Annotated in this window: 22 protein-coding genes; 8 read left to right on the top strand and 14 right to left on the bottom strand. The window is 44.9% G+C overall.

Annotated elements, in window-relative coordinates:
- Positions 1-15: 15 nt before the first annotated feature.
- From QME20_RS11275 to QME20_RS11220, 12 genes are all read right to left on the bottom strand, one after another.
- A complete protein-coding gene (locus tag QME20_RS11275; protein WP_281715946.1) occupies positions 16-1,428 on the bottom strand; it encodes a lipocalin-like domain-containing protein in 1,413 nt (470 codons plus the stop codon).
- Positions 1,425-4,364 (bottom strand): ABC transporter permease, encoded by a 2,940-nt coding sequence (locus QME20_RS11270; RefSeq protein ID WP_281715945.1) that lies wholly within the window; start codon positions 4,362-4,364, stop codon positions 1,425-1,427. Before QME20_RS11270 ends, QME20_RS11275 begins: the two co-directional genes overlap by 4 nt.
- A gap of 71 nt (positions 4,365-4,435) precedes the next feature.
- Entirely contained in the window at positions 4,436-5,158 is a 723-nt protein-coding gene (locus QME20_RS11265) for an ABC transporter ATP-binding protein (protein WP_281715944.1), read from the bottom strand.
- A gap of 345 nt (positions 5,159-5,503) precedes the next feature.
- Entirely contained in the window at positions 5,504-6,205 is a 702-nt protein-coding gene (locus tag QME20_RS11260; protein ID WP_014950200.1) for a VC0807 family protein, read from the bottom strand.
- 46 nt (positions 6,206-6,251) lie between these two features.
- Positions 6,252-6,791 carry a rhomboid family intramembrane serine protease gene (locus tag QME20_RS11255; protein WP_014950199.1) on the bottom strand — a complete coding sequence of 180 codons (540 nt, stop codon included), beginning with the start codon at positions 6,789-6,791 and terminating at the stop codon, positions 6,252-6,254.
- 19 nt (positions 6,792-6,810) lie between these two features.
- Complete coding sequence (locus QME20_RS11250; protein ID WP_156078626.1) at positions 6,811-7,977, bottom strand: glutathionylspermidine synthase family protein; 1,167 nt, start codon at positions 7,975-7,977, stop codon at positions 6,811-6,813.
- Positions 7,978-7,979: 2 nt separating this feature from the next.
- Positions 7,980-8,648, bottom strand: coding sequence for a DUF1190 family protein (locus tag QME20_RS11245; protein WP_014977050.1), 669 nt, complete (start codon positions 8,646-8,648; stop codon positions 7,980-7,982).
- A gap of 10 nt (positions 8,649-8,658) precedes the next feature.
- Positions 8,659-9,075: a DUF350 domain-containing protein gene (locus tag QME20_RS11240; protein WP_014950196.1), complete on the bottom strand. Its 417-nt coding sequence runs from the start codon at positions 9,073-9,075 to the stop codon at positions 8,659-8,661.
- Between the two features lie 16 nt (positions 9,076-9,091).
- Positions 9,092-9,736, bottom strand: a complete 645-nt coding sequence (locus tag QME20_RS11235; protein WP_014979843.1) for a YjfK family protein — start codon at positions 9,734-9,736, stop codon at positions 9,092-9,094.
- Positions 9,737-9,747: 11 nt separating this feature from the next.
- The gene (locus tag QME20_RS11230) at positions 9,748-10,803 is read right to left on the bottom strand and encodes a potassium channel family protein (RefSeq protein ID WP_281715943.1); all 1,056 of its coding nucleotides are present in this window, start codon (positions 10,801-10,803) and stop codon (positions 9,748-9,750) included.
- Positions 10,804-10,951: 148 nt separating this feature from the next.
- Complete coding sequence (locus QME20_RS11225; protein ID WP_014950193.1) at positions 10,952-11,632, bottom strand: PspA/IM30 family protein; 681 nt, start codon at positions 11,630-11,632, stop codon at positions 10,952-10,954.
- Between the two features lie 23 nt (positions 11,633-11,655).
- The gene (locus QME20_RS11220) at positions 11,656-12,045 is read right to left on the bottom strand and encodes a DUF2170 family protein (RefSeq protein ID WP_014950192.1); all 390 of its coding nucleotides are present in this window, start codon (positions 12,043-12,045) and stop codon (positions 11,656-11,658) included.
- Between the two features lie 268 nt (positions 12,046-12,313).
- Between QME20_RS11220 and QME20_RS11215 the strand changes: the two genes are divergently transcribed.
- The 6 genes from QME20_RS11215 (at position 12,314) to secF (ending at position 18,566) form a co-directional block, all read left to right on the top strand.
- Entirely contained in the window at positions 12,314-12,589 is a 276-nt protein-coding gene (locus QME20_RS11215; protein ID WP_014950191.1) for a DUF6471 domain-containing protein, read from the top strand.
- A gap of 434 nt (positions 12,590-13,023) precedes the next feature.
- On the top strand, positions 13,024-14,070 hold the full coding sequence (gene queA, locus QME20_RS11210) for a tRNA preQ1(34) S-adenosylmethionine ribosyltransferase-isomerase QueA (protein WP_281715942.1): 1,047 nt from the start codon (positions 13,024-13,026) through the stop codon (positions 14,068-14,070).
- A 172-nt stretch (positions 14,071-14,242) separates the two neighbouring features.
- Positions 14,243-15,355 carry a tRNA guanosine(34) transglycosylase Tgt gene (gene tgt, locus QME20_RS11205; protein WP_014950189.1) on the top strand — a complete coding sequence of 371 codons (1,113 nt, stop codon included), beginning with the start codon at positions 14,243-14,245 and terminating at the stop codon, positions 15,353-15,355.
- Between the two features lie 24 nt (positions 15,356-15,379).
- Positions 15,380-15,715 (top strand): preprotein translocase subunit YajC, encoded by a 336-nt coding sequence (yajC, locus tag QME20_RS11200; RefSeq protein WP_014999069.1) that lies wholly within the window; start codon positions 15,380-15,382, stop codon positions 15,713-15,715.
- Between the two features lie 55 nt (positions 15,716-15,770).
- On the top strand, positions 15,771-17,615 hold the full coding sequence (gene secD, locus QME20_RS11195; protein ID WP_281715941.1) for a protein translocase subunit SecD: 1,845 nt from the start codon (positions 15,771-15,773) through the stop codon (positions 17,613-17,615).
- 9 nt (positions 17,616-17,624) lie between these two features.
- A complete protein-coding gene (gene secF, locus QME20_RS11190) occupies positions 17,625-18,566 on the top strand; it encodes a protein translocase subunit SecF (protein WP_281715940.1) in 942 nt (313 codons plus the stop codon).
- A gap of 74 nt (positions 18,567-18,640) precedes the next feature.
- Here secF and QME20_RS11185 read toward each other — a convergent pair whose 3' ends face one another.
- Positions 18,641-19,537, bottom strand: coding sequence for a LytTR family DNA-binding domain-containing protein (locus QME20_RS11185; RefSeq protein ID WP_049588008.1), 897 nt, complete (start codon positions 19,535-19,537; stop codon positions 18,641-18,643).
- Between the two features lie 109 nt (positions 19,538-19,646).
- On the opposite strand from QME20_RS11185, the gene QME20_RS11180 reads away from it, so the two are divergent.
- Positions 19,647-20,960, top strand: coding sequence for an acyltransferase family protein (locus QME20_RS11180; protein ID WP_281715939.1), 1,314 nt, complete (start codon positions 19,647-19,649; stop codon positions 20,958-20,960).
- A gap of 173 nt (positions 20,961-21,133) precedes the next feature.
- Here the strand turns inward: QME20_RS11180 and suhB are convergent, their stop codons facing one another.
- Positions 21,134-21,910 carry an inositol-1-monophosphatase gene (gene suhB, locus QME20_RS11175; protein WP_014950183.1) on the bottom strand — a complete coding sequence of 259 codons (777 nt, stop codon included), beginning with the start codon at positions 21,908-21,910 and terminating at the stop codon, positions 21,134-21,136.
- A gap of 255 nt (positions 21,911-22,165) precedes the next feature.
- Between suhB and trmJ the strand changes: the two genes are divergently transcribed.
- Positions 22,166-22,930 (top strand): tRNA (cytosine(32)/uridine(32)-2'-O)-methyltransferase TrmJ, encoded by a 765-nt coding sequence (gene trmJ, locus QME20_RS11170; protein ID WP_014950182.1) that lies wholly within the window; start codon positions 22,166-22,168, stop codon positions 22,928-22,930.
- Positions 22,931-22,935 lie beyond the last annotated feature (5 nt).

Raw genomic sequence — 22,935 nt, 5'->3', positions numbered from 1 at the left:
AAAGGTCAACAGGCCTTAGTAGCCTGTCAATTCCATAAAGCCGCTCCCTGAATGGGAGCCTTTTATTTCCACTCGCCCTTCATAATAGGGAAATAAGCTGTTATTCCATTGGCTTTCCTTGAACGGGCGAATGGATAGGTCGATATCTTTTTCTGGTATTTGAATGCGCCAAGCGGTGGGAACAGAGCGAGCTGACTCTCCCTCGTTGATTGTTTCATAGGCCGTTGGCGTAATTGATACGTTGGCTTGGTCGATAGTTTCTTTCGTGCCATTTTCCGCTATATAGCTAGCCGTTGTGAATATTTCGCTGTGTTTGCTTTTGCTATTTTTCATGTTTTCATTCATGGCGTGCATGCGAAACGCCATCAATTTACTTCCATCGTCTAAATGCAGCGAAAACCAATCCCATCCCATGGCTTCACTGTTGGCTAGGTGGCTCGTCCATTCGTGATCAAACCAGCCTTTACCCGCAACTTTTACGCTATTGCCCTCTATGTTTAACGTACCTTCCGCGTTAATGAACGGCTGGCTGTAATAGTAGGAGCGAAGGCGTTCGTCTTGTGTTTTTTTACTGTAGCCGTTATCACCCTGTTTGATGAAAGGCCCAGAGGTGTTTAGGTTAAGCGCTATTTTGACGGCGCTAACGCTTGGCGCGTCATTTAATTCTGATAAACTGTCTGCAGAGGTAGCGGGGATTTTTTCACGTGTTTTAAGCGGATGAAGCGTGCTGCTTTGCCCGAAAGAGAAAGTTAATACGGAAGGGAACATGGCTTTACTTTCTGCACCTGTTTGGACCTCCGCCTGTGCCGCTTTCCAAACCCAATCGTCAATAACTGTCGTAAAGGGTTGTTGATTCACATAGACATTACCTACACCACCGCTTGCAAATCGTTCTTCGAAATAATGCTGTTCAGCGGTGTGCAGCGAAGCATGTCCCATCCACTGCTGGCCATTGCTCCAGTTTTTTGCGATATGGCTATTAGCGTTAGTATGGAGGTTATCTTCAGAGCTATGACTAGCACTACTTTCGGCGCTACCTTCAGCACTCTTTTTAGCATTAGCCTTAGCGCTTTGAGGGGCATTTAGCTCAGTATTGAAACGAAAAAGCGTATATTGAAGGCCGAATTTTTGCCCGTCTTCAGCGCTTAACACAAACGTGAGGTACCACCACTCTAACTGAAAATCGGGATGACTCATGTGATCGCGCGGTAATTCAACAGTATTGCCCCGCTTTACTGGCGTGAAGGCGTCGCTCGACTGCATGTTTCCAAAAAAGCCCTTTGGCGTGGAGGTTCCCAGAGTTTCGTTTTCATCTTTTGGGTTTTCAGTACATGCACTCAACGTGAAACAAACAGCTACAAGTACTAAAAAGATGTTGGCTTTAAATCGCAAAAACGTGGTGTTGGCACTACTTAAATGGTTTGTCATAGCTGAACTTCCTGCCTTAAATCAATTTTCGGCTTAAGTTTTCCTAAAGGTAACAACAGCACCAGTGAAACGATAAGCAGCGATAACCCCACGCTAGAGAGAATAACCTCTGCATTAATTGAAAGCGGGTACACCCAGTTAAATGCATGCCGGTTTACTTGTTGAATAAAGACATAGGCCAAGTACACGCCAAAAGGAATGGCGAGCAAGGCTGAGATAAAACAAAGCAGCAAATATTGCGCAAACAGGGATGCTTTTACTTTAAGCTGACTAACGCCAAGGGCACGCAATACAGATGACTGCGCTGCGCTGCCTATGGTTAGTACCGTCAGCGAAACAGCGAAGGCGACGCCCGCAACCAATAGGGTGGTAATGTTAAGGCCGTCGGTTAATACAAAGGTACGATCAAAGGTCTGCATAGAGGTATCTAAAAGCGCTTGTCGGGTATAAAGGGCAATTTCGCGGTGTTCCCCTAACTGTGATTTTAGCTGCTGTTCGAGGATGTCCTTTCCATAGGTGCTTTGTTTGTTGTCGCCTATCACGTTAGTCTCAATAGGCGGCTCTGGGTAAATAGCCACTACACCGGAAAAAAGTTGATCCCTGATAAGGACATCGTTTCGATTAAATGAGGGAAGAGGCACTAATATTTGCCCGTTCAGGTTACCGTAGTCGGGATAAATACCCAGTACTTTCCATTGAGGCGTCGCTGCAAATACGTTTGAGTTCGACGAACTGCTTTGTGAGCCTTGTGTTGGGTCAGTAGTTTTATCTTGTGGCGAGCTATACTCCTCGTTAAATGTATTAACCGCCGGAGAACTTGAATTCGCAGTTTTACGAAGGCGAATATTTTCTATATCTAGCGCGTGTCCTAACTTAGCGTTAAGGGCAAACGCTAATTGCTGATTGATGAATACCCCTTTCCCTTCTGTAAAATCACGCCACACTGTGTTGAGGTCGTTGTTTATTACATCATCGAGAACAAGCGCCTTTTTACCATTTTGGTGAACGGGGTAGCTACTGATAGAAACGTAAGTGGGCGGGCTGTTACTGACTTCACGTGTCGCTTTACGTATCTCTTTATGTGTCTCTTCTTGAGCATGTGAGCCAATAACAGCTCCCTCTGCCTTAAGTAAAGGAGTTAAAGCAAGCGGAGGTAACGATTTGGTAGATAACGTTTCGATACGACTAAGTGGCGCGTCGGTGTACAGATAGAAAGGCGCGTAAAGCCTTTGCGTTAACCATTGTTCAGTGGCGTCTCGAAAGCTGTCCGTCATGGTATTCATACCAATATTTGCGGTTAGCGCTATAAAGAATGCACAAACGGCGAGACGGGTTTTGCTAGACAGTAAATGCATATTAGCAATGACGTAGTGAAACACGGGCCACTGTCTTGGTACAAATCTAGTCAGTAGCTTAGACAAAATAGGTAACCAAAGAAGAATAAGCGCGCAGCTGGTAAGGAGTAACAGTGCAACAAAGAAAAGTGCTGAAGCTGTAGAAGATACGAACCCCTCAGCGATAAATAACAGTAGTAGGACACATAATGAGATAAGACCTACGGCAAATTGGCCTAACGCGTTTTCTTTTTTGACAGGCGCTACGTTTAGGGCATTTGAAAGCTTAACTATAGAAACTAACGAAAAAACAACCAGCGATATAAAGGTCGTTGTTAAAGCGAAGCCGAAGGTGAAAAGCAGATTAACGTCTGGGTTAACAAATACAGCGTTAAACAACGACGTAAATGTACCGTTTATCACAGGTGACAACCATGACGCCGCTTGAAAACCGATGAACATGCCAATTGGAATACTTATTACGCAGTAAACAAGCAACTCGGTGAATAGGGCAATGCTTAAAATTCGCTGAGATATGCCCAGCTGCCGTAAACGAATGATATTGGGTAGCCGCGTGCGGTACATCAAGTTTAGCGCGTTAAGTACTATAAAAAGCGCCACAACGCCCATCAGTCCACTCATCGCCCAAAGATTTAGTCTAAAACTATCTGGCAACGAACCGGTGTCATTGTTTGTATTGCTAGTGGTTTGCTTTACAGGTATTCCAAGTAGGGTTTCTATTTGGGTTAAATGCTGATGTGATAGCGGTGAAAGTGCAATAAACCCGGAAAGTGGGACGTAAGCTTTCTGTTGCTTTGCTTGTTTCTCTTGCGCGCGTTTAGCATTGTCAGGAATAACAGGCTTAACAGGTTCATCATTCTCAATCGTTACCCCGCCTCTGTAAAATTCATCGATAGAGATTAAAATTGTATTTTGCGGAGCAAAGCTGCTCACATACGCGCTTACCGTTGCAGGCCAATAGGGACTTGGCGCGGATTTTCTATCGATTTCATTGAGCGTGTCGTGACAGGCCAGTTTTGCGTTCGTTAAGGGGTGAATAAGCCCATTTACAGCGAAGTCGCCCCCAGAATTTGAGCGCAATTCGCGTCCCGCTGGCGTCTGCTGGTTTTCCATTTCACTAAATTTCTTCGCATTTTGCGATAAATAGGAAAGTGAAAGAGCGCTATCGTTTTGGGCAGGCGCTTCAAACCCTCTCGTTCTAAATGCACTTCCTAAAAGAGGCTGAGTATCAACACCAAGTAATGTGAGAGTTGTTGCTGTGGGCTCGCTGCCATTGCACGATAGGGTAACGTCTCTTTCAGCTATCGCAACAAGCTGGGTAAAACCCCGCTTGCGAAGCGTGGCATAATCGCTTTGTGTAAAGCGAGCTCTGCTGTCTGCTGGGGTGATGATACTGCTCAAGGTAAGCCCTTGCTTTGACTGTAACAGTTCACCTTGTGTAGCGCCTTCGTTTATCAGTAAAACGGTAACCAAGCCAGCATTGGCCAGTACAATCGCGGTCATTATGAGCAGAGGCTCCCAGGGCCTTTGCTTTGCCATTGCTAGTAAGCTAGAAAGCGTTAACAATAAAGTGCGTAGCACGTTATCTTCCTACTTGATGTTTTCGGTGTGTTTTTCACAAGGCGCATATCACTAACGTCTTTCACCTGTAATTAGCTTGCTGCTATTGGTAAAGACAAGGTTTGCTCTGTACCTTCACAATTCACTCTTTCTAATACCCCTTTGTGTAGTCGCAAAGCGGCGTCTGCTTTTACCGCGACGTCTTGGCTATGAGTAACCACAACAAGAGAAGTTTTGGCCTCTTTACAGGTTTTAAAGAGTAAGTCAGACACGGTTTCGCTGGTGGTCTCGTCTAAATTGCCGGTGGGTTCGTCGGCCAAGATAAGCGAGGGGCGATGTACAAGTGCTCTAGCAATGGCACAGCGCTGCTGTTCACCGCCAGATAACTGACTTAGCGGCTTTTGCGCTAGGGGTAATATCCCAAGCTGCTCCATTAACGCTAATTGGTAGTCGTTATTTACATTACCTTTTAGCCTTGCAGTAAAAGCAATGTTGTCCCACGCATTAAAACAGTCGAATAAATTGAAGCTTTGAAACACAATACCTAAATGCTGTTTGCGAAAATTGTCGATATCCCTCGCTTTAAATGTGTTATCGAGTTTACTATTGCTGGCAATCGACAATCCATTTACCGCAATATCTCCACCGTCGGGCGTCTCAAACCCAGCAATAAGCGACAGCAAGGTAGATTTACCGCAGCCAGAAGCCCCCTGAATACTCACCGATTCACCTGCCTTTACAGTAAGGTTAAGGTTGTTGATGAGCGGAGCCCCTGTCTGTGAAAAAGATTTCTTTAAGTCTTTTATTGTCAGCATAGTTTGCCGTTTTTTTTTGTGAGCCGCTTTCTTGTGAACACGAAGTAGCGAGAATGCACGCAATACGCAATTCGCAGCGATTATGGCGTAATGCTAGAGGTGCTATGCGCGCTTTCAATTAGCGCCTACATGTTCTAATAGAACGGGGTATTTTTATATTTAAGAGTATACGTAATACCCACGCTTTTTGGTTAAAAGCGGTGCGGAAATTTGATGGGCTCATACTCTTATGCGTCTAAGGGATTGCTTTGGTGGCTTAGAATAATAGATATGTAACAGCCTTAATTGTGGGGAAGGGCATGTTAAATACAAAAAGGGGCGTTAAGCCCCTTATCGATTATCTTTTTACTGATTAATAAAGTTATCGAGTTCTTCGCCAGTAATTTTTTTGATTTGAGCAAACAAATACCAGAGCGCTGCAATAAGCAAAATCATGCTCGGGATCACAATAACTGGGTAGCTAAGCGCAGTCATTCGGCCAAGTTCTTCAGTGTATGCCGTAGTGCCCGGCTCACTGACCAATATCATTTTTGCCAAGATATAATTTAGTGCAGAAGAGAGGAAAAACGAACTCGCTACGATGTAAGAGCTAACCGCGACTTTCTTTTTAAACTCGCTCTGTTTTCCTTTCGCATCAAGAACTTGGTTTAGGTGTGGCCAGTTTATGATCTGGTCATTCAAAATTAGCATTTTGACCAAGGGTTTATTAGAGTATTGGGTTACCAGTACAGCAATACCGATAATGCCTGGGATAGCGGCTTCTTTTATCGCAATATACTCGGCAGGCAGTTTAAGTAAGCTAAACCCGCCGGTAAGTAGTACGCTGATAATGCCTAAAATGGAAAAGCCGTTGACCTTTCCCGACTCTTTTAAATCCCATAGGCCATAACCAATAGGAAAGCTGAGTGCCGCCACAATGCTCCACGCAGGGCCTAGGTAATCTTCCGAACTTGCATAGCTCATTAGCACCACAGGAATAACAATGTTAAACGCGAGGTTGCCGAAAAAGCCTTGGTTTTTTTGTGTAGGTTCTTGTACTGCTGACATATCTAATTACAACGTCTTATCTTGAGGCTAATTATACGTAAACTAATTAGCGTGCCCAGTGCCATGCGGCAAATAAGCCGCCAATAAAGCCAAACAGATGATATTCAAAGGAAATAAATTTGGATGTGGGAAGCACACCAACCAGCATTCCTCCGTATAGCGCTGCAACTACTAGTGAAATAAGCAAATACCGCACTTTGTTACTTCTAAACCCTGCTAGCACGAGGAAGCCGAAGTAGCCATATACCATGCCGCTCGCGCCAATATGCGTAGCGCTTCTACCGAACAGCCACACGCCCAATCCACCTATAAGCAGTGCGCTCAGCGTAGCGATAAGAAACGTGCGTTTTCCCCACTGCATAGTAAGCCACATGAACAGCAAAAGAGGCACCAAGTTAGCCATCAAATGCGTGGGTGTACCGTGAAGGAAAGGGGCTGTGAATATATATGGCAAGGTTGAAAGTGTACGAGGCACTACACCAAACTGATTAAGTGCATTGCCGGTAAGTAAGTTTGCTACTTCTATTACGATTAACAATGCACCTAGCGTCAGTAGAACGCGAATTTGGAAAGAAAGCGGCTTCATCGAACGCCCCTAAAGTAGATTACAAAATAATATGAGGAAGGTAGCGAGAGAGATCTTGGGTAATAGCAGATGCATCTTCTCTTACTGAAATACCTGCTGGCATGTCATCTACCAACCAACTACCTATGAGTGTATGGTTACCTTCAAAAACGGGTAAAGGTTCAAATGCTTGAACAATATAGCCTTCTTCGCCGTAAGGACCATCGCTAAGCCTATTCTCAATTCCACCTTCAATGATTGAAACATTCGCGCCTTCCCTTGAAAATAGAGGCTTTTTAATCCACTTTCCTGATAGTGTGTTTGTTTTTATTTCATCTGAAAAATAAGCGGGAAGCAGGTTAGGGTGGCCTTCAAATTTCTTCCAAAGCTGAGGAAGCAAGGCTTTATTGGAAATTATCGATTTCCATGGGGGCTCTATCCAATTAACTTGGGCATCTTCTAACACATCGCCAAACTCTTCGCGCAGCATAAACTCCCAAGGATAAAGCTTGAAGCAGTCTGTAATTGGCGCGTCTTGAAGATCGGTAAAAACGCCCGTGTCCGCTAACCCAATGTCTTCAATAAAAACGAAGTCAGCTAAAAGCCCGGCCTCTGTAGCGCAGTCTTGAAGGTACTGCACTGTTCCGCGGTCTTCTACGGTATCTTTACAACACGCCATGTGCAGTTGATTAATGTTGTAGTGCAATGCTATTTCGCGAAAGCGATGAACTAGTTTTTCTTGCAAGCTATTGAACTGATCAGCGTGCAGGGCGAGTTTGCCGGCATCCACATTTTGTGAAAGCCACAGCCACTGCCAAAAGCCAGATTCATACAAGCTGGTGGGCGTATCTGCATTGTTTTCTAGTAGCTTAGCTGGCCCTTTGCCGCTGTAGACAAGGTCAAGGCGTGAATACAAACTGGGGGCTCTTTCCTGCCAGCTGTTTCTTACTAAGTCCCAATGTTGCTCTGGGATTCGAAAACGAGTAAGTAATTCCTCACTATTAACCACATCTTCGGTCACTGCCAAGCACATTTGATGTAGCTCGGCTGTGGGGTCTTCAATATCGTTTTCAATTTGCGCTAGTGTGAATTGGTAGTAGGCACTTTCATCCCAATAAGGCTCGCCATACATGGTGTGGAAATGAAAACCAAACTCGTTAGCCAACTGCTGCCAGCCCTTGCGAGGCTGGCAAGGCATTCTAAACATAGTTATCCGCCCCAGCCGCCTTTACGGCTGCTGCTACCCCAAGACGATTTTGCACGAACGCTGCTACCAAACCCGCCACGTTTCATTGTGCGGTTCACGGTAGGCTTAGGCTTATAAACGTCTTTGTTTACGCGATATTTTCTTTTGCGAATGTCGCCGTCGAACACATAGCCGTCTGCCGTTATCCAGCGTGAGCGAAACGGTGAATTATATGAATAGGAAGTATATAAGGGCTGTGAGTAATAGCGATTTGGCGATAGCAGAGAGCTCACCATGTAGCCTGCCATGAACGGCATGAAAAAGCTGCCGCTACTATTATTCACATATTGGCACTGGTTAGGGCCAAATTCATGTTCGCAGTCGTACTCAGAGCTAAAGCGCGGACTGGTGCGCATGGCCTCGTCGACCGCTGTCTGGTAGGCAGCTTCACAACGCTCTACTGCATCAGGAAAATCCTGTTTACAGTCTTCTAGCGAGGTGTAAATGGTGGCGTCTTCTTTTTCGCCGCCACAACCACTTAAAATAACGCTGGCCACACCCAATGCTAAAGGCTTCACGCTAAAACCTTTGCGCATGCGACCAAGGTCAATATGTTTGGTGCGTTTTAAAGCGGGCTTCTCACCTTGCACGCTATCAACAACATCAAGCTGAGTGTTTCGTTTATCAGTCATCGCTGCCCCCTTAATAGGTCATGCAAGCGGCATTGAGTAAGCCTACGGCAATAGACATGCTGGCAAGCATAACACCCGCAGAAACTTCGTTATTGTTTATGCGCTCAGCGATTTTCGGCATAAAGCTGAAACGCAAAATGGCAAACGCTAGGGATTGTGCAATCACAGCAACAAGCGCCCAAATAGCAAAATCTACTACAGCAACCGAGTTTGAAGCTGCGCTGCCAAGGGCGATAGCAAAACCGATTATAGCACCACCAAAGCCGATGGCAGCGGCAACGTTTTTCTCTTCTTTTACCAGCTTCCATTCATCGTGAGGTGTGACCAAGGCGTACACCAATTTGAAGATAAACAAAAAAACAATCGACAAGCCGAAGTAAAGCGCAAAGTTATCCAGGCCAGCCAAAGATTGCATGATCGTATCCATAGTTATTCCCTTTTTATTAACCGTTTATAGTGATATCTGCAGGTTCAACATCAAACCCCGTTGAAATCACCAAACATCTATCTAAATTATTGCCTACTTGTTTCTCTTCACCCACAACAAGCAGGGTTTCAACTCTGTCATTACTGATTGGGCGTTCATACAGCATCATAAACTGATCAGTAGTACTCACATCACCATCTTCTTCATAGGTAGTTTCAGTGACGGCAACAGGCGGTGACTCATCGCCCACTGCCCCCCACACGCGGGTATAGACCTTACCGTCAAGCTCATAGGTGGGCTGGCTGATAACGTTTTTCAAGCATTCGTTCCACTGAGCAGTATTACCAATGGTTTTCGTTTCATAAAAGTGCCACAGCTTAACATCGGTAATATGATTCTCAGACAAGCCGCCGTCGGTGACCACTTGTAAAAATCCATCGTCGTCGGTGTAAAAGCGAAGCAGAGTGCCACCTGTATCTAAGGGCGCTTCACCTACCGCTTGAATTAATTGAGAACGGGCTGCACCTTCAATAGTGAGCTCCGGTTCTAATAGCGAAAGTTTCAAGTTATCTAACTCGAAAGAGCCACCTAAATAAAGCCCCATTATTTCTGGCGACTTAGGTTTTTTAGGTTCTGATTTTTTAAATAGTTTACTAAACATGTTTACGCCTCTTAATCAGCGTCTAGAGAAGACCAGTTAATTGCATTAATGCGGCGCTCAGCAATATAAAACAAGGTGTCTCCCGGGTTTAATGTAACGTCCAACGGTGGGTTTACCACCATTTCTTTCACAAGACCATTTGGCGCATAACCAATAAAGATGGCATCGTGTTTACGTTTCAAATTAATAAATAACTTAGCAACAGAAATGGCGTGGCTACTTTCTGGGATTTTTACTGAAAATTGCGCTTGGCCCTCTTCAATACTCAGCAAGTCGTGATGAAGCATACTAGAACCAGGATCAAAAGCGGCTTTAACTAACATTTCTATTGCCACGCTGGGTGTACACTCCACTTTAGGGCAGTGATCCTGAAGTAAGCTGACTAGGCTATCATCATCAAAATAAGCCACCTGATGTGCATTAGGGTTACGCTTAGTACAATACAGCGCGGTAGTCATGGTGACATCGTCTTGTGGGTTATCGATAAGAATAGTTCGGGCGGTGGACACGCAAGCGCGATCCATATCTTCGTCTTTGTTAAACGAATCTACCTTCACGAACTCAATCACGCCAGGCATGGGATTAGTGATATCGGCTTTCACGCACAGCACAATATCGGGGCGCTCTGGCATGGCATCGCGTTCTTGAAGTATTAAATCAAGCAGCAGCATAGTACGCTGCTCATTCCACCCAATTACTAAGATATGTTCATCTAGCATCAAGCTGTTCATACCCAACAATCCTTTCTTCCACGTTAATGAAACCCAAGCTGCAATCCGACCAATTACCATGGCGAAGATACTCAAACCAAGCGGTATGACGTAAAGCGCTACAACCAGTTTTCCCGCTGGCGTGACGGGAGATAAATCACCATAGCCCACAGTAGAGGCGGTGACCGCCAGCCAGTAAACAAAGTCGGCGTTGGTAATTAAATCGTGCTCGTCTGCAGCGTAAAGTAGCCAATAGCTTGTTACTGCGTAAAAGGCGGTGGCACCGACAATAGTGTACCAGCGTGATTCTGCAAAATATTGCAGCATGATTTTTCGCAGTTTTATCCATGGAGACATAAAAGAAACAGCCCTTGTTATGCGTGCCCTTACTCTGCCTTGAAGTACTTGATTTGTCTAGGTTAGCGCTTTACTTAACGGTAATTTACGCAGGAAATTATTGTAACAAGAATTAAAAATGGGAGCGCGTAGCTCCCATTTTTCTAACTTACTTGCCTAGAATTCGCGCTAGCTCGTCATCTGCCGAGGTTTTACCCCCTTTAATGCCCGCTTCGGCTAAGCGTTTTTCTAGATCGCTACTCGATTCATTGTTTGCTAACTCTTCTGCAGCTTGTAGCTCAGCATTGCGCATCTTTTGCTTATCTTGAATACGTGACAGTGACTCTGTCGCCGTTTTCATTTTGCTATTCGCGCCCATATGGCGTGAAGAAACCGCTACTTGTGCCTTTTGAACGCTTTCAGTGGCTTTTACCATATCCACTTGCTGCTCTAAGCGACGTAAATTCGCTTTCGCCTGTTGGATATTTTGTGCCAGCTGCTTTTCTGACTGCTGGAACTGATCAAGATATGTTTGTTCTTGGTCTCGTTCTTCTTTAAGTTCAGACACTTTTTGAGCACAGTCTAGCGCGAGTTGGCGGTCGCTATCGATGGCCTTGCGCGCGTGAGCTTCGTATTCCGCAATTGACGAATTGAAGCTATCCACTTTTTGCTGAGAAAGTTTACACTTTGCCAAGATTTGGGTACGTGCATGATCTGACTTACGCAATTCTTCTTTGGCTTCTCTAATTTCTTGTTCCAGAATTCGAATAGCCTGACTGTCGACGACAGATTGAGCAGCTTCGGTTGCACCACCTTTTACTGCAGTTACTAATTTTTTCCACACTGACATTCGCTTCTCCTTAGAAGTAAATTTTAGTTAAGGTGTGTTTCGTAGGCATCTAAGAAAGATGCAACATTCTGAAACAGGGTTTCCACTTCAATAACGATACTTTCGGCTTTTGACTGGGCACTTAGCGCACCAAAGGCAGTGTAGTACTCTTCACCACCAATGTTTGAAATGCCTACCGTGGTCAAAGGGAACACCATATGAGTAGACAATATTTCATGATCTAGCGCTGGCTTATCTTTTACTTCCGACGCTGCAAACAAAAGACTCTCTACTAAGATCTGCTCTCCGCTGATAGCAAGCCAGGCATCTATGCCGTCTTGATTAGCAATAAGTAAGCAGTTTTCCTCACGTGTTACCACAAAGTCATCATGCTCTTTAAATAAGGCTTCGATGCTTTCCAGTTCCCAGCTCATACCTTTCTCCTTTAATTATTGAAGCGATAGTTGTGAAAATGAATGTCGTGTACGTGGTGTGTTATACAACTGCACTTTATTAAAAACAGGTACTTTGCTGTATTAACCACCGAAGTTACTGTAACGACTATTTTCATCTTCGCCAATATCTAGACTTGCAGTGTAGACCTGTTGTGCCATAATCGTCAACATTAAATACATGCTATAAGTGTAAAAAAGTGTGTTTTTGTAAAATATACATCACATTTGTGTGGTTTTTGGAGGCTGTGTGAACACGGGGAATACGCAAGGTGCTAAAAATGCGTGGCGGCAAACGGTAGCAAGAGTCGTGAAATCTGAGATGTCTGTGCGCGGCGTAAAATATCAAGCGTTAAGCCAAAGGCTGGAAGAGATTGGCGTGGAGCAAAGCGCAGACAACCTTAGAAATAAGGTGAATAAAGGTATTATGGGCGCCGATTTACTTTTGCAGATTTTGTACGTGTTGAAGGCGCGTCCATTAGATGCGGCGCTTTTAGAGGAAATCTTAACTGATCTTCAGCAATAAACAGCGTAAAATACCGCCGGTTATAAGATATCGATATTCAACTAACCTGTCATGCAAAAGAATCAAAGCTTCGCAATAACGTTGCGATGAGTGAAGGTAGGCAGGGAAAATAAGCAGATAAAAAAATACCCAGCAAGTGCTGGGTACGAATGATAAGGAATGTTTATGGGAGAACATCATCACTATCTGCAGGTATCTTAACCGTTTAAGGAGTTAAGTGCTATTTAATAAATTGAATTGTACGTATATTGTTCAGTATAAAGTTACTTTATAATATACGTTAATTTTTAATTTGTTGATAATAAACATTTTTAGTTTTTATTTTGACTTTAGCTTAATTTGTAAATCTATTTTTATTAGCCTTTAGTTTTAACTTAAATGACACTTAATATTCTACTTTTGTCTAACTTTTATGCCGTAATTTAGCCGTATTTATGAAACTATCAGATTTTAGCTTCGAGCTACCCGAAAAACTTATCGCCAAATACCCAACTCAGCAACGTACAGCGAGTCGCTTGTTACATTTAGATGGGAAGACTGGCAATGTAGCGCACACGATGTTCGCTGACATGCTGAAATTTGTAGAGCCAGGTGACCTCTTGGTGTTCAACAATACGCGGGTTATTCCTGCACGTTTACTGGGCAAAAAGGAAACGGGTGGTCAGGTTGAGGTGCTGATCGAGCGCATCACATCAGACAATACAGCGTTAGCGCATGTTCGCGCGAGCAAGGCGCCTAAGCCCGGATCTAAGCTGATTCTTGAAGAAAAAGTGAATGTTACGGTGACAGGGCGAGACGATGCGCTATTTATTTTACAGTTTGACCACGATGAGACCGTATTAACGCTGCTGGAAGCCCATGGGCATATGCCGCTTCCTCCCTATATTGACCGCCCGGACGAAAACTCAGACAAAGAGCGCTATCAAACCGTATACAATCAAAAACCCGGTGCTGTTGCAGCACCAACTGCAGGGCTTCATTTTGACGACGCTATTTTAGAAGCGCTTAAAGAGAAGGGTGTGAACTTGGCTTTTGTAACTTTGCACGTTGGCGCGGGTACGTTCCAGCCTGTGCGCGTTGATAATATTCAAGAGCACAAAATGCACGCAGAGTTCGCCGAAGTACCGCAAGACGTTGTTGACGCTGTTCTAACCACAAAGGGCAACGGTAAACGTGTTATTGCAGTGGGTACAACCTCTGTACGCTCTTTGGAGTCAGCGGCAAAGGCAAGTGCAGAGCGCGGTGACGAGGAAGTTATTGCGCCATTTAACGAAGATACTGAGATTTTTATCTACCCTGGTTTTGAGTTTAAAGTGGTAGACGCAATGTTCACAAATTTTCACCTTCCAGAGTCCACGCTAATGATGTTAATTAGCGCATTTGCGGGCAAAGAAAATGTCATGAAGGCGTATCAAGAAGCGATAGAGAAGGAATATCGTTTCTTTAGCTACGGTGATTCTATGTTTATTGAACGCGCCTAAGCACATTCGTCCAAGGACATTAGGCGTTTAAATCGGTGTTTTGCAGGCCTTTCTAGCTTAGTTACAGATAAACATAGATACGGGGCATGATCTCAGCCGAATTACTGGTATAATCGCCGCCAATTTATTTTATACCCAGCGCAAAAGCGCACCAAAGTGGGAATGCTTTCACATGCAATTTGAGTTGTTAAAAACCGAAGGCCGAGCACGACGCGGTCGTTTGGTGTTTGAACGCGGTGTTGTTGAAACCCCAGCGTTCATGCCCGTAGGTACATACGGTACTGTTAAGGGAATGACCCCTGAAGAATTAAAAGACAGCGGTGCACACATCTGTCTTGGAAACACGTTTCACCTGATGCTTCGTCCTGGTACAGGCATTATTCGCCAGCATGGCGACCTACATGACTTCATGAATTGGGACAAGCCAATCCTTACGGATTCGGGCGGCTTCCAAGTGTTTAGCTTGGGTGATTTGCGTAAAATTACCGAAGAAGGTGTAACATTCCGCTCTCCGATAAACGGCGAAAAGATCTTACTTACGCCTGAAAAATCGATGGAAGTTCAGCGCGATTTGGGCTCTGACATCGTGATGATTTTTGATGAGTGCACGCCGTACCCCGCTACTGAACAAGAAGCGCGCGTTTCAATGGAAATGTCGCTACGTTGGGCCAAACGTAGTAAAGAAGCCCATGGCGATAACCCAGCGGCACTGTTTGGTATCATTCAAGGCGGTATGTACGAAGGTCTGCGCGACGTTTCACTTGCTGGCCTTGAAGCTATCGGCTTCGACGGTTACGCCATTGGTGGTCTTTCAGTAGGTGAGCCGAAAGAAGATATGATCCGCATTATCGATCATACCGCGCCTAAAATCCCAGAAGATAAACCTCGCTATTTAATGGGCGTGGGTAAACCTGAAGATTTGGTAGAGTCTGTGCGTCGCGGCATCGATATGTTTGACTGTGTAATGCCCACGCGTAACGCGCGAAACGGTCACCTGTTTGTGACTGAAGGCGTAGTGAAGATTCGCAATGCGAAACACAGAAACGACACCTCGCCATTAGATGAGAATTGTGATTGCTACACTTGTAAAAACTATTCTCGCTCTTATCTACATCATTTGGACAAGTGTAACGAAATCTTGGGTGCGCGCTTAAACACCATCCATAACCTTCGCTACTATCAGCGTGTGATGCAGGGTCTTCGCGATGCGATTGACGCAGGTACGCTTGATGAGTTTGTACAAGAATTTTATGAACAAAAAGGGTTGCCGGTTCCGGCACTATAACAACGATAATATTTGGGGAATTTTATGAGCCTATTTATCTCTAACGCTTACGCACAGTCTGCTGGTGCGCCGCAAGGTGGCGGCATGGAAATGATCATCATGCTAGCTGTATTTGGTTTAATCTTTTACTTCTTGCTTTACCGTCCACAGGCTAAGCGTGTAAAAGAGCATAAAAACCTAGTATCGTCACTTAGCAAAGGCGATGAGGTGTTAACACAAGGTGGTTTGGTAGGAAAAATCACTAAAGTGTCAGAAGAAAAAGACTTCATTGAAGTTGCACTTAACGATTCAAACAACATCGTTGTTCAGAAGTCTTCAGTAACTGCTGTGCTGCCTAAAGGCACGATGAAGTCACTGTAAGTAACAAAAGCCGGGGCCGGGACGCTTCCCGGTACTGGCACGAAAGGATTATCCAGTGCTAAACAAAAACTCTATTTGGAAAGTACTGAGTGCACTTATTGTGGTTGCAATGTGTGCACTTTATGCGCTTCCTAACATTTACGGTGAAGATCACGCCGTACAAATCTCAGCAGGCCGCGACGCTGTGGTAACTGACGCCACTGTGGAACAAGTAAAAGCCGCGCTAAGTGAAAAGAATATCTCTCCAAAACGTGTTGAGTTTGAGAACGAACAAATATTAGTTCGCGTTTCGGATTCTGACACCCAGCTTATTACGCGCGAAACGCTTGAAAAGGCGCTTGGTGATGACTACTACGTGGCTATGAACCTTGCCCCTGACACGCCAGAGTGGCTTGAAGGCCTAGGTGGCGCGCCAATGAAGCTAGGTCTTGACCTTCGCGGTGGTGTTCACTTCTTGATGGAAGTGGATATGACCGAAGTGATTGCTAAGTCGCTAGAAGACGCAGAGGGTGGTTTCCGTACATCACTGCGTGAAGAAGGCATTCGTTATCGCGGTGTAAAACAAGTTGACGATCATATCGACATTACGTTCCGTGATGAAGATGCGCTAGACAAGGCAGAGTTCTTTTTGCGCAACCAAAGTCGCGACCTTACCTTTAACCAGGTGGACGACTTAACACTTCGCGCTATTTTTGCTGAAAGCAAGCTTCAAGAAATTCGTGACAACGCGGTTAAGCAAAACATTACCATTATTCGCAACCGTGTAAACCAACTTGGTGTGGCTGAGCCGCTTGTACAAAAGCAAGGTGCTGATCGCATCGTTGTGCAGCTTCCAGGTATTCAAGATACCGCCCGTGCGAAAGAGATTCTTAATGCAACAGCAACACTAGAATTTCGCATGGTGGACCAGAAGAACGATATCCGTGATGCATTGAACGGCCGCGTTCCTCCTGGCTCTCAAGTGATTGAAGATCAGCAAGGCATTCCTCAGCTGCTTGAAAAGCGTATTATGCTTACCGGTAGCCATATTATTGATGCGAATAGCGGTGTTGATGAGTACGGACTTCCGAACGTAAACATCTCGCTTGATTCTGAAGGCGGTAATAAGATGTCTCGCTCAACCCGTGGGAACATTGGTAAACCAATGGCTACGGTGTTTATCGAATACAAGTCAACTGGCGAACGTAACAAAGACGGCAAGCTAGTGTTTGAAAAACACGAGCAAGTTATCTCGGTTGCGACTATTCGTGCGCAGCTGGGTAGCAAGTTCCAAATCACAGGTCTTGATTCACCGAAAGAAGCCCGTGACTTAGCGTTGCTACTTCGCGCAGGTGCACTGATTGCGCCAATTCAAATTGTTGAAGAGCGTACGGTTGGACCAAGCTTGGGTAAAGAAAACATTGAGCTGGGCATGCAGGCTATTATGTATGGTCTGGCAGCGGTACTTGTTTTCATGTTGATTTACTACAAAGCGTTTGGTGTGGTAGCGAATATCGCACTGATTACAAACCTGGTTATGATTGTAGGCATTATTTCGATGATCCCTGGTGCAACGCTTACGCTACCGGGTATGGCAGGTATTGTACTGACCGTTGGTATGGCGGTAGATGCAAACGTTCTTATCTTTGAGCGTATACGAGAAGAAATACGCGACGGCCGCAGCCCACAGCATGCCATTCATCAGGGTTACGATAGTGCTTTTTCTACCATTCTAGATGCTAACATTACCACCTTCATTGCAGGCTTAATCCTGTTTGCCGTGGGCACAGGCCCAATTAAAGGCTTCTCGATTACACTGATGATTGGTATAGCAACCTCGATGTTTACCGCAATCCTAGTAACGCGCGTTATTGTTAACGCAGTATGGGGCGGTCGACGCGTAGAGAAATTGGCGATTTAAGGAAGTAACATGCAATTATTAAAACTATCCGATACCGTCAATTTTATGCGCCTTCGCATTCCTGCGATGGTGTTATCAACGGTACTCATTTTAGGTTCGTTCGTGTCGCTAGGCGTTAATAGCCTTAACTGGGGGCTAGACTTCACTGGCGGTACGCTAATTGAAGTTGGCTATGAGGACGCTGCTAACTTAGAAGGCATTCGCGCCCAGCTAAACGAAGCGAATTTTGAAGATGCCATAGTACAAAACTTTGGTAGCAGCCAAGACGTACTTATCCGCATTGCTCCTCGTGAGGGCGTTAAAGCCGTGACTATTGGTGAGCAGGTGCTAGCTGCGCTTCGCGCTGACGGTACTGCGGTTGATATGCGTCGTATTGAATTCGTAGGTCCTAACGTAGGTGAAGAGCTTACCGAGCAGGGCGGCCTTGCAATGTTGGTGGCACTGCTTTGTATTTTAGTTTACGTAGCAATGCGATTTGAATGGCGATTTGCGTTGGGGTCAGTATCGGCACTAGCTCACGACGTTATTCTTACATTAGGTTTATTTTCAGTGCTTCAAATTGAATTTGACCTGACTGTCCTTGCAGCGGTACTAGCGGTAATTGGTTATTCACTTAATGATACCATTGTTGTGTCTGACCGTATTCGCGAAAACTTCCGCAAAATCCGTAAAGGTGAGCCTGTTGAGATCATTAACATCTCGCTAACGCAAACCCTAAACCGTACTATCATCACCTCATTAACCACGGTGTTGGTATTGGTTGCATTATTCTACAAGGGTGGTGCACTTATTCACGGATTTGCAACAGCATTGCTGTTTGGTGTAGTGGTAGGTACTTACTCATCGGTGTATATCGCAAGTTCAGTGGCACTTGCATTGGGTATTAGTAAAGAAGACCTAATGCCACCACAAGTGGAAAAGGAAGGCGCAGATTTAGATCCTATGCCTTAGTTTTACACGCTTGAAACGTACAAAAACCGCATCTACGATGCGGTTTTTTTATGCTTTATCAAAAGTGGAATTTACTATTGATTGGGGGCTAATGCTTGTTTCAGATCATCTTTATATCGCCTGGAAAGCGCTACTGATTGACCGTTATTGAGCATTATTGTTCCATCCCCTGTTTCTTCATAACTTATAGACACAATGGCAGGTATTCGCACTGCGTGCGACCGGTGCACTCGCATAAAGCCTTGATGCGCTCCTTCTTCACAAAACCGGCCAAGGGTATAACGCAAGGGGTAAACGCCCACGTGAGTATGAAGGTTAATGTAATTTCCTGAGGCTTCTACTCGCTGTATGTCAGTGACTTGAACCAAAAACTCCTTATTGAGCTTTTTCACCAATAAATAGTCAGGTAAGGTGCTGGCCACGTTGTCATTCGTTATCTGTGATGTGTCGCGTGCAATAGGTGATGCTTCACCAATTAAGCGTTGATAGCCAAACCGTGCAATATAGTAAAAAGTAATCAGAGTAATATAGCCCCATACATCCTTTCGATATTCGTAGATGAACTCATTGAGCCATATCCCAAAGTCATAATTGCGTTCAGAGAATAAATAGACGAGCTTTCGAAATGCTACCATTAATGATACATGGGCTACCGAAAATAAACTGGCAAAGGCAAAATGCCACCCAAGCCATGTCGCTCCCACTTTTACCTTCTGATCGAGTATACGTATAGCGATAATTAATGGGATGACGAGCAAAGCGGTGCTCAAAGCACTCGAGTATTCCCAAACGTACGGCTCCCAAAGTGCTACGCTGTTATTGTCGCTTCGAGAAAATTCAGTCCAACTAGACGCAGCATTGATTGAATTGTTTATAAACAAATAGGCTGTAAGCAAAACAAATGCAGCGTATTTATGTTTTGATTCAGAATCCCTAAGAAACTGACTCCATTTTTCATCCCAGTTATTCACCGCTTAACCCTTTTTCCCTTAATTCTCGTCACTTAGGCGTTTGCTGTCGGACGTCTATCGCATTAGATGCAACACGTTAGTTAAACACTATTGAATAGGAGTGAGGACATTGACGCAAGCATATGTTGATCAGGAAGCAACGTTTGTTAACAGAACTTCAAAGGGGGAGGCGAGAGAGAAGGCCGTGGTCGAGAGTCCTGTCACTCAGCGCTATTTCGAGTTGGATGCACTGCGTGTCATCGCGTTTGGTGTACTCATTTTTTATCACATCGGAATGTATTACGTTTTAGAGTGGGGCTGGCATATAAAAAGCGACGTGCAATTTCCACTACTACAAGATGTGATGATATTGACCAACCAATGGCGTATGTCTTTATTATTTTTGATCTCTGCCATGGTATTTACCGTCGTGCTGCGCCGCGCTTATGGCCAAACGACCTCTCGCTGGCGTGTATCTCTTTCACTACTGGGGAAGAGGGCGTTGCGGATATTAATTCCTCTTGTATTCGGTATGTTTGTTATCGTCGCGCCACAAGTTTATGCAGAGTGGACAGTCAGCGGAGCACTAGCCATGCCGTTTAGCGAGTTCTACGTTGCTTACATCAATCCAAATACTGACTTGTTTATCGACAAACAATCGGTAATTGGCTTACTGACATGGAATCACCTTTGGTTTTTACCTTACCTTTTTGTGTATAGCGCTTTCATATTGCTGTTTTTCCCGCTTATCAGATTTGTGGAAGTAAGGGCGTTGAGAGTACTCGATAGCTTGGCGCTGTTTAGCGTGTTAGTGGTTACGTTCATGACTGCCATATGGCTGGAGCTACGAGTAGCATATCCCACGTCTCACGACTTGCTTAATGATTGGTATAGTCATGCAAAGTACTTTTTTGTGATGCTGGTAGGTATTGTGATTGTGCTTAGACCCGCATTGTATGCTGCAATTATGAGGTCCCGTTACGTAAGCTTAACCATTGCGATAGTACTTTACAGCGTCATAATTTTAGACCGTCACGACTTGCTAGGCCCTACAGGGCAGTTAATGGAGTCGTCGCCTGGGTTTCGTGTTTTGGTTGGTGTAATCGTTGTACTTAATCACTGGGCATGGTTGGCAGCAATATTAGGGTTCGGTCGAAAATATTTGTCTAACCCGAGTAAGGTGGTGAGCTATTTGAACAAAGGCGTATTGCCTTACTATATGGTGCATCAAACGATAATTGTGGTGGCGGCATTCTTTTTGAGCTCCCGTGTATCGTCGACACTCGGAGAATTTATTTTAATAACGCTAATAATCGTTGTGGGGTGCGCACTGACATACGAAGTCGCCAAGCGCTTTTTAATACTTAGATTTTTGTTTGGCCTAAAGTTAAACACCAGTCCGCATAGCTCATTAGCCACTCTGCGAGAGGTAAAGTGTTCGTAATCGCGGTGTGTTACCGCAGGTATAACGAAACCAATAAGTGAGAAAAAGAAAAAGGCGCTATGTCACGTCATTCGTGTCATAGCGCCTTTACTGTTTAACTGTGCTTGGTTTATCGGCTCAGTTTATGTGCTTACGAGCGATTTATTTAAGCTGCTTCTTATTTAAGATGCTTCTTACTTAAGATGCTTAACTAGGCCTTGAACCACCTTCACGCTACCAGCAACAATTTCGCCTTTGTGAAGCGGGTCGTTTCCGCCTTTAAAGTCTGTTACCAATCCGCCAGCTTCACGAACAATAAGCTCACCTGCTGCGATATCCCAAGATTTAATGCCTCGCTCCCAGTAACCGTCGTGGCGGCCAGCTGCAACGTAAGCAAGGTCTAGCGCTGCACTACCTGCGCGGCGAATGTCGCCCACTTCGTGGAAAATTTTGTTAAGGCTTAGTGCATACTCGCCAAATTGAGATTTGTTCTTAAACGGTAAGCCAGTAGCAATAATGGTTTCAGAAAGGTCACGAGGCTTAGAAGCACGAATACGATAACCGTTAAGCTGCGCGCCTTGACCACGGCTCGCGGTGAATAGTTCGCTGCGAATTGGGTCGAAAACAACCGCTTGATCTAAGCGACCTTTGTGAAGAAGTGCAATTGAAACGGCAAAGTGAGGAATGCCTTTTACAAAGTTAGTGGTGCCATCTAGTGGATCGATGATCCACTGATAGTCAGTTTCTGTGCCCAAAACTTCACCCGATTCTTCACCTAGGAAGCAATGGTTCGGGTAAGACTGCTGAATTTTGGCAATAATTGCTTGTTCTGCTTCTTTATCAACTTGAGTAACGAAGTCGTTTAAGCCTTTTGACTCTGTTGCTACTTCATTATGTTTTTCAAAACCACGAACAATAACTGTTCCAGCCGCACGCGCAGCGCGCACCGCAATATTCAGCATAGGATGCATAGATAAACCACCAATTGTAAAAGACCAATGAAACAAACTAACTGTACAAAAAATAGCTAGTTGTTTTCGAAAACGGGCGGAGTCTACCAGAATCTATGCGCGATGCAAATGAAATCCCAGCACAATAGCGTGAATAGCCATCTATACTGCCGCTGTGTTAAACTTCACGCTATTAAGGTCTGTAAGATAGTACGCCAAAAGCGCGTATCATCGAATTAAAGACGCTATCCAAATAAGTACGTAGGTATTACACGCATGCTCGAGAATATTCGCATTATTTTAGTTAACACGTCTCACACGGGAAACATCGGCTCGACAGCAAGAGCTATGAAAACCATGGGGCTGAGCAGCTTATATCTTGTCGACCCGGTAAATGAGCCAGACGGTCAAGCCAGTGCATTGGCGGCAGGGGCTGGTGATGTGCTTGCTAACGCGAAAATTGTAAGCACGCTGGAAGAGGCAGTTAAAGACTGTGGCTTAGTAGTAGGGACGTCTGCACGCTCTCGCACTCATTCATGGCCTATGTTAGGCCCGCGCGACTGTGGCGAAAAGCTGGTCCAAGAAGTAGAAAAGTACCCGGTAGCCTTGGTGTTTGGGCGTGAGAACAGTGGTTTAACTAATGAAGAGCTGCAGCAGTGTCACTTCCATATGTGTATTCCAGCCAACCCTGAATATAGCTCACTTAATTTAGCAGCAGCAGTGCAAACCCTTTGTTATGAGATTCGCATGGCCTATCTAAATCGCGAAACATATCCAAGTGTTGAGGAAGAATATCCACTGAATGACGATTTAGAGCGTTTTTATACGCATTTGGAAACCACGCTGGAAGGCACGTCGTTCATTCGCAAAAGTCACCCGGGTGTGGTTATGACTAAGCTGCGTCGCTTGTTTAACCGAGCACGCCCTGAGTCTCAAGAGCTTAATATACTACGCGGTATATTGGCGTCTATTGATAAATCGGTGAAGAATGCTAACTCAGGCGATGCAGACCCTGCACCAGCGATAGAAGAAAAAGAGTAAACACT

This window comes from Alteromonas sp. CyTr2, assembly GCF_947311905.1.
Taxonomy (GTDB): Bacteria; Pseudomonadota; Gammaproteobacteria; order Enterobacterales; family Alteromonadaceae; genus Alteromonas; species Alteromonas macleodii.
The sequence above is the reverse complement of the archived record's forward strand: the minus strand, read 5'-3'. Positions and strand labels throughout refer to the sequence as shown.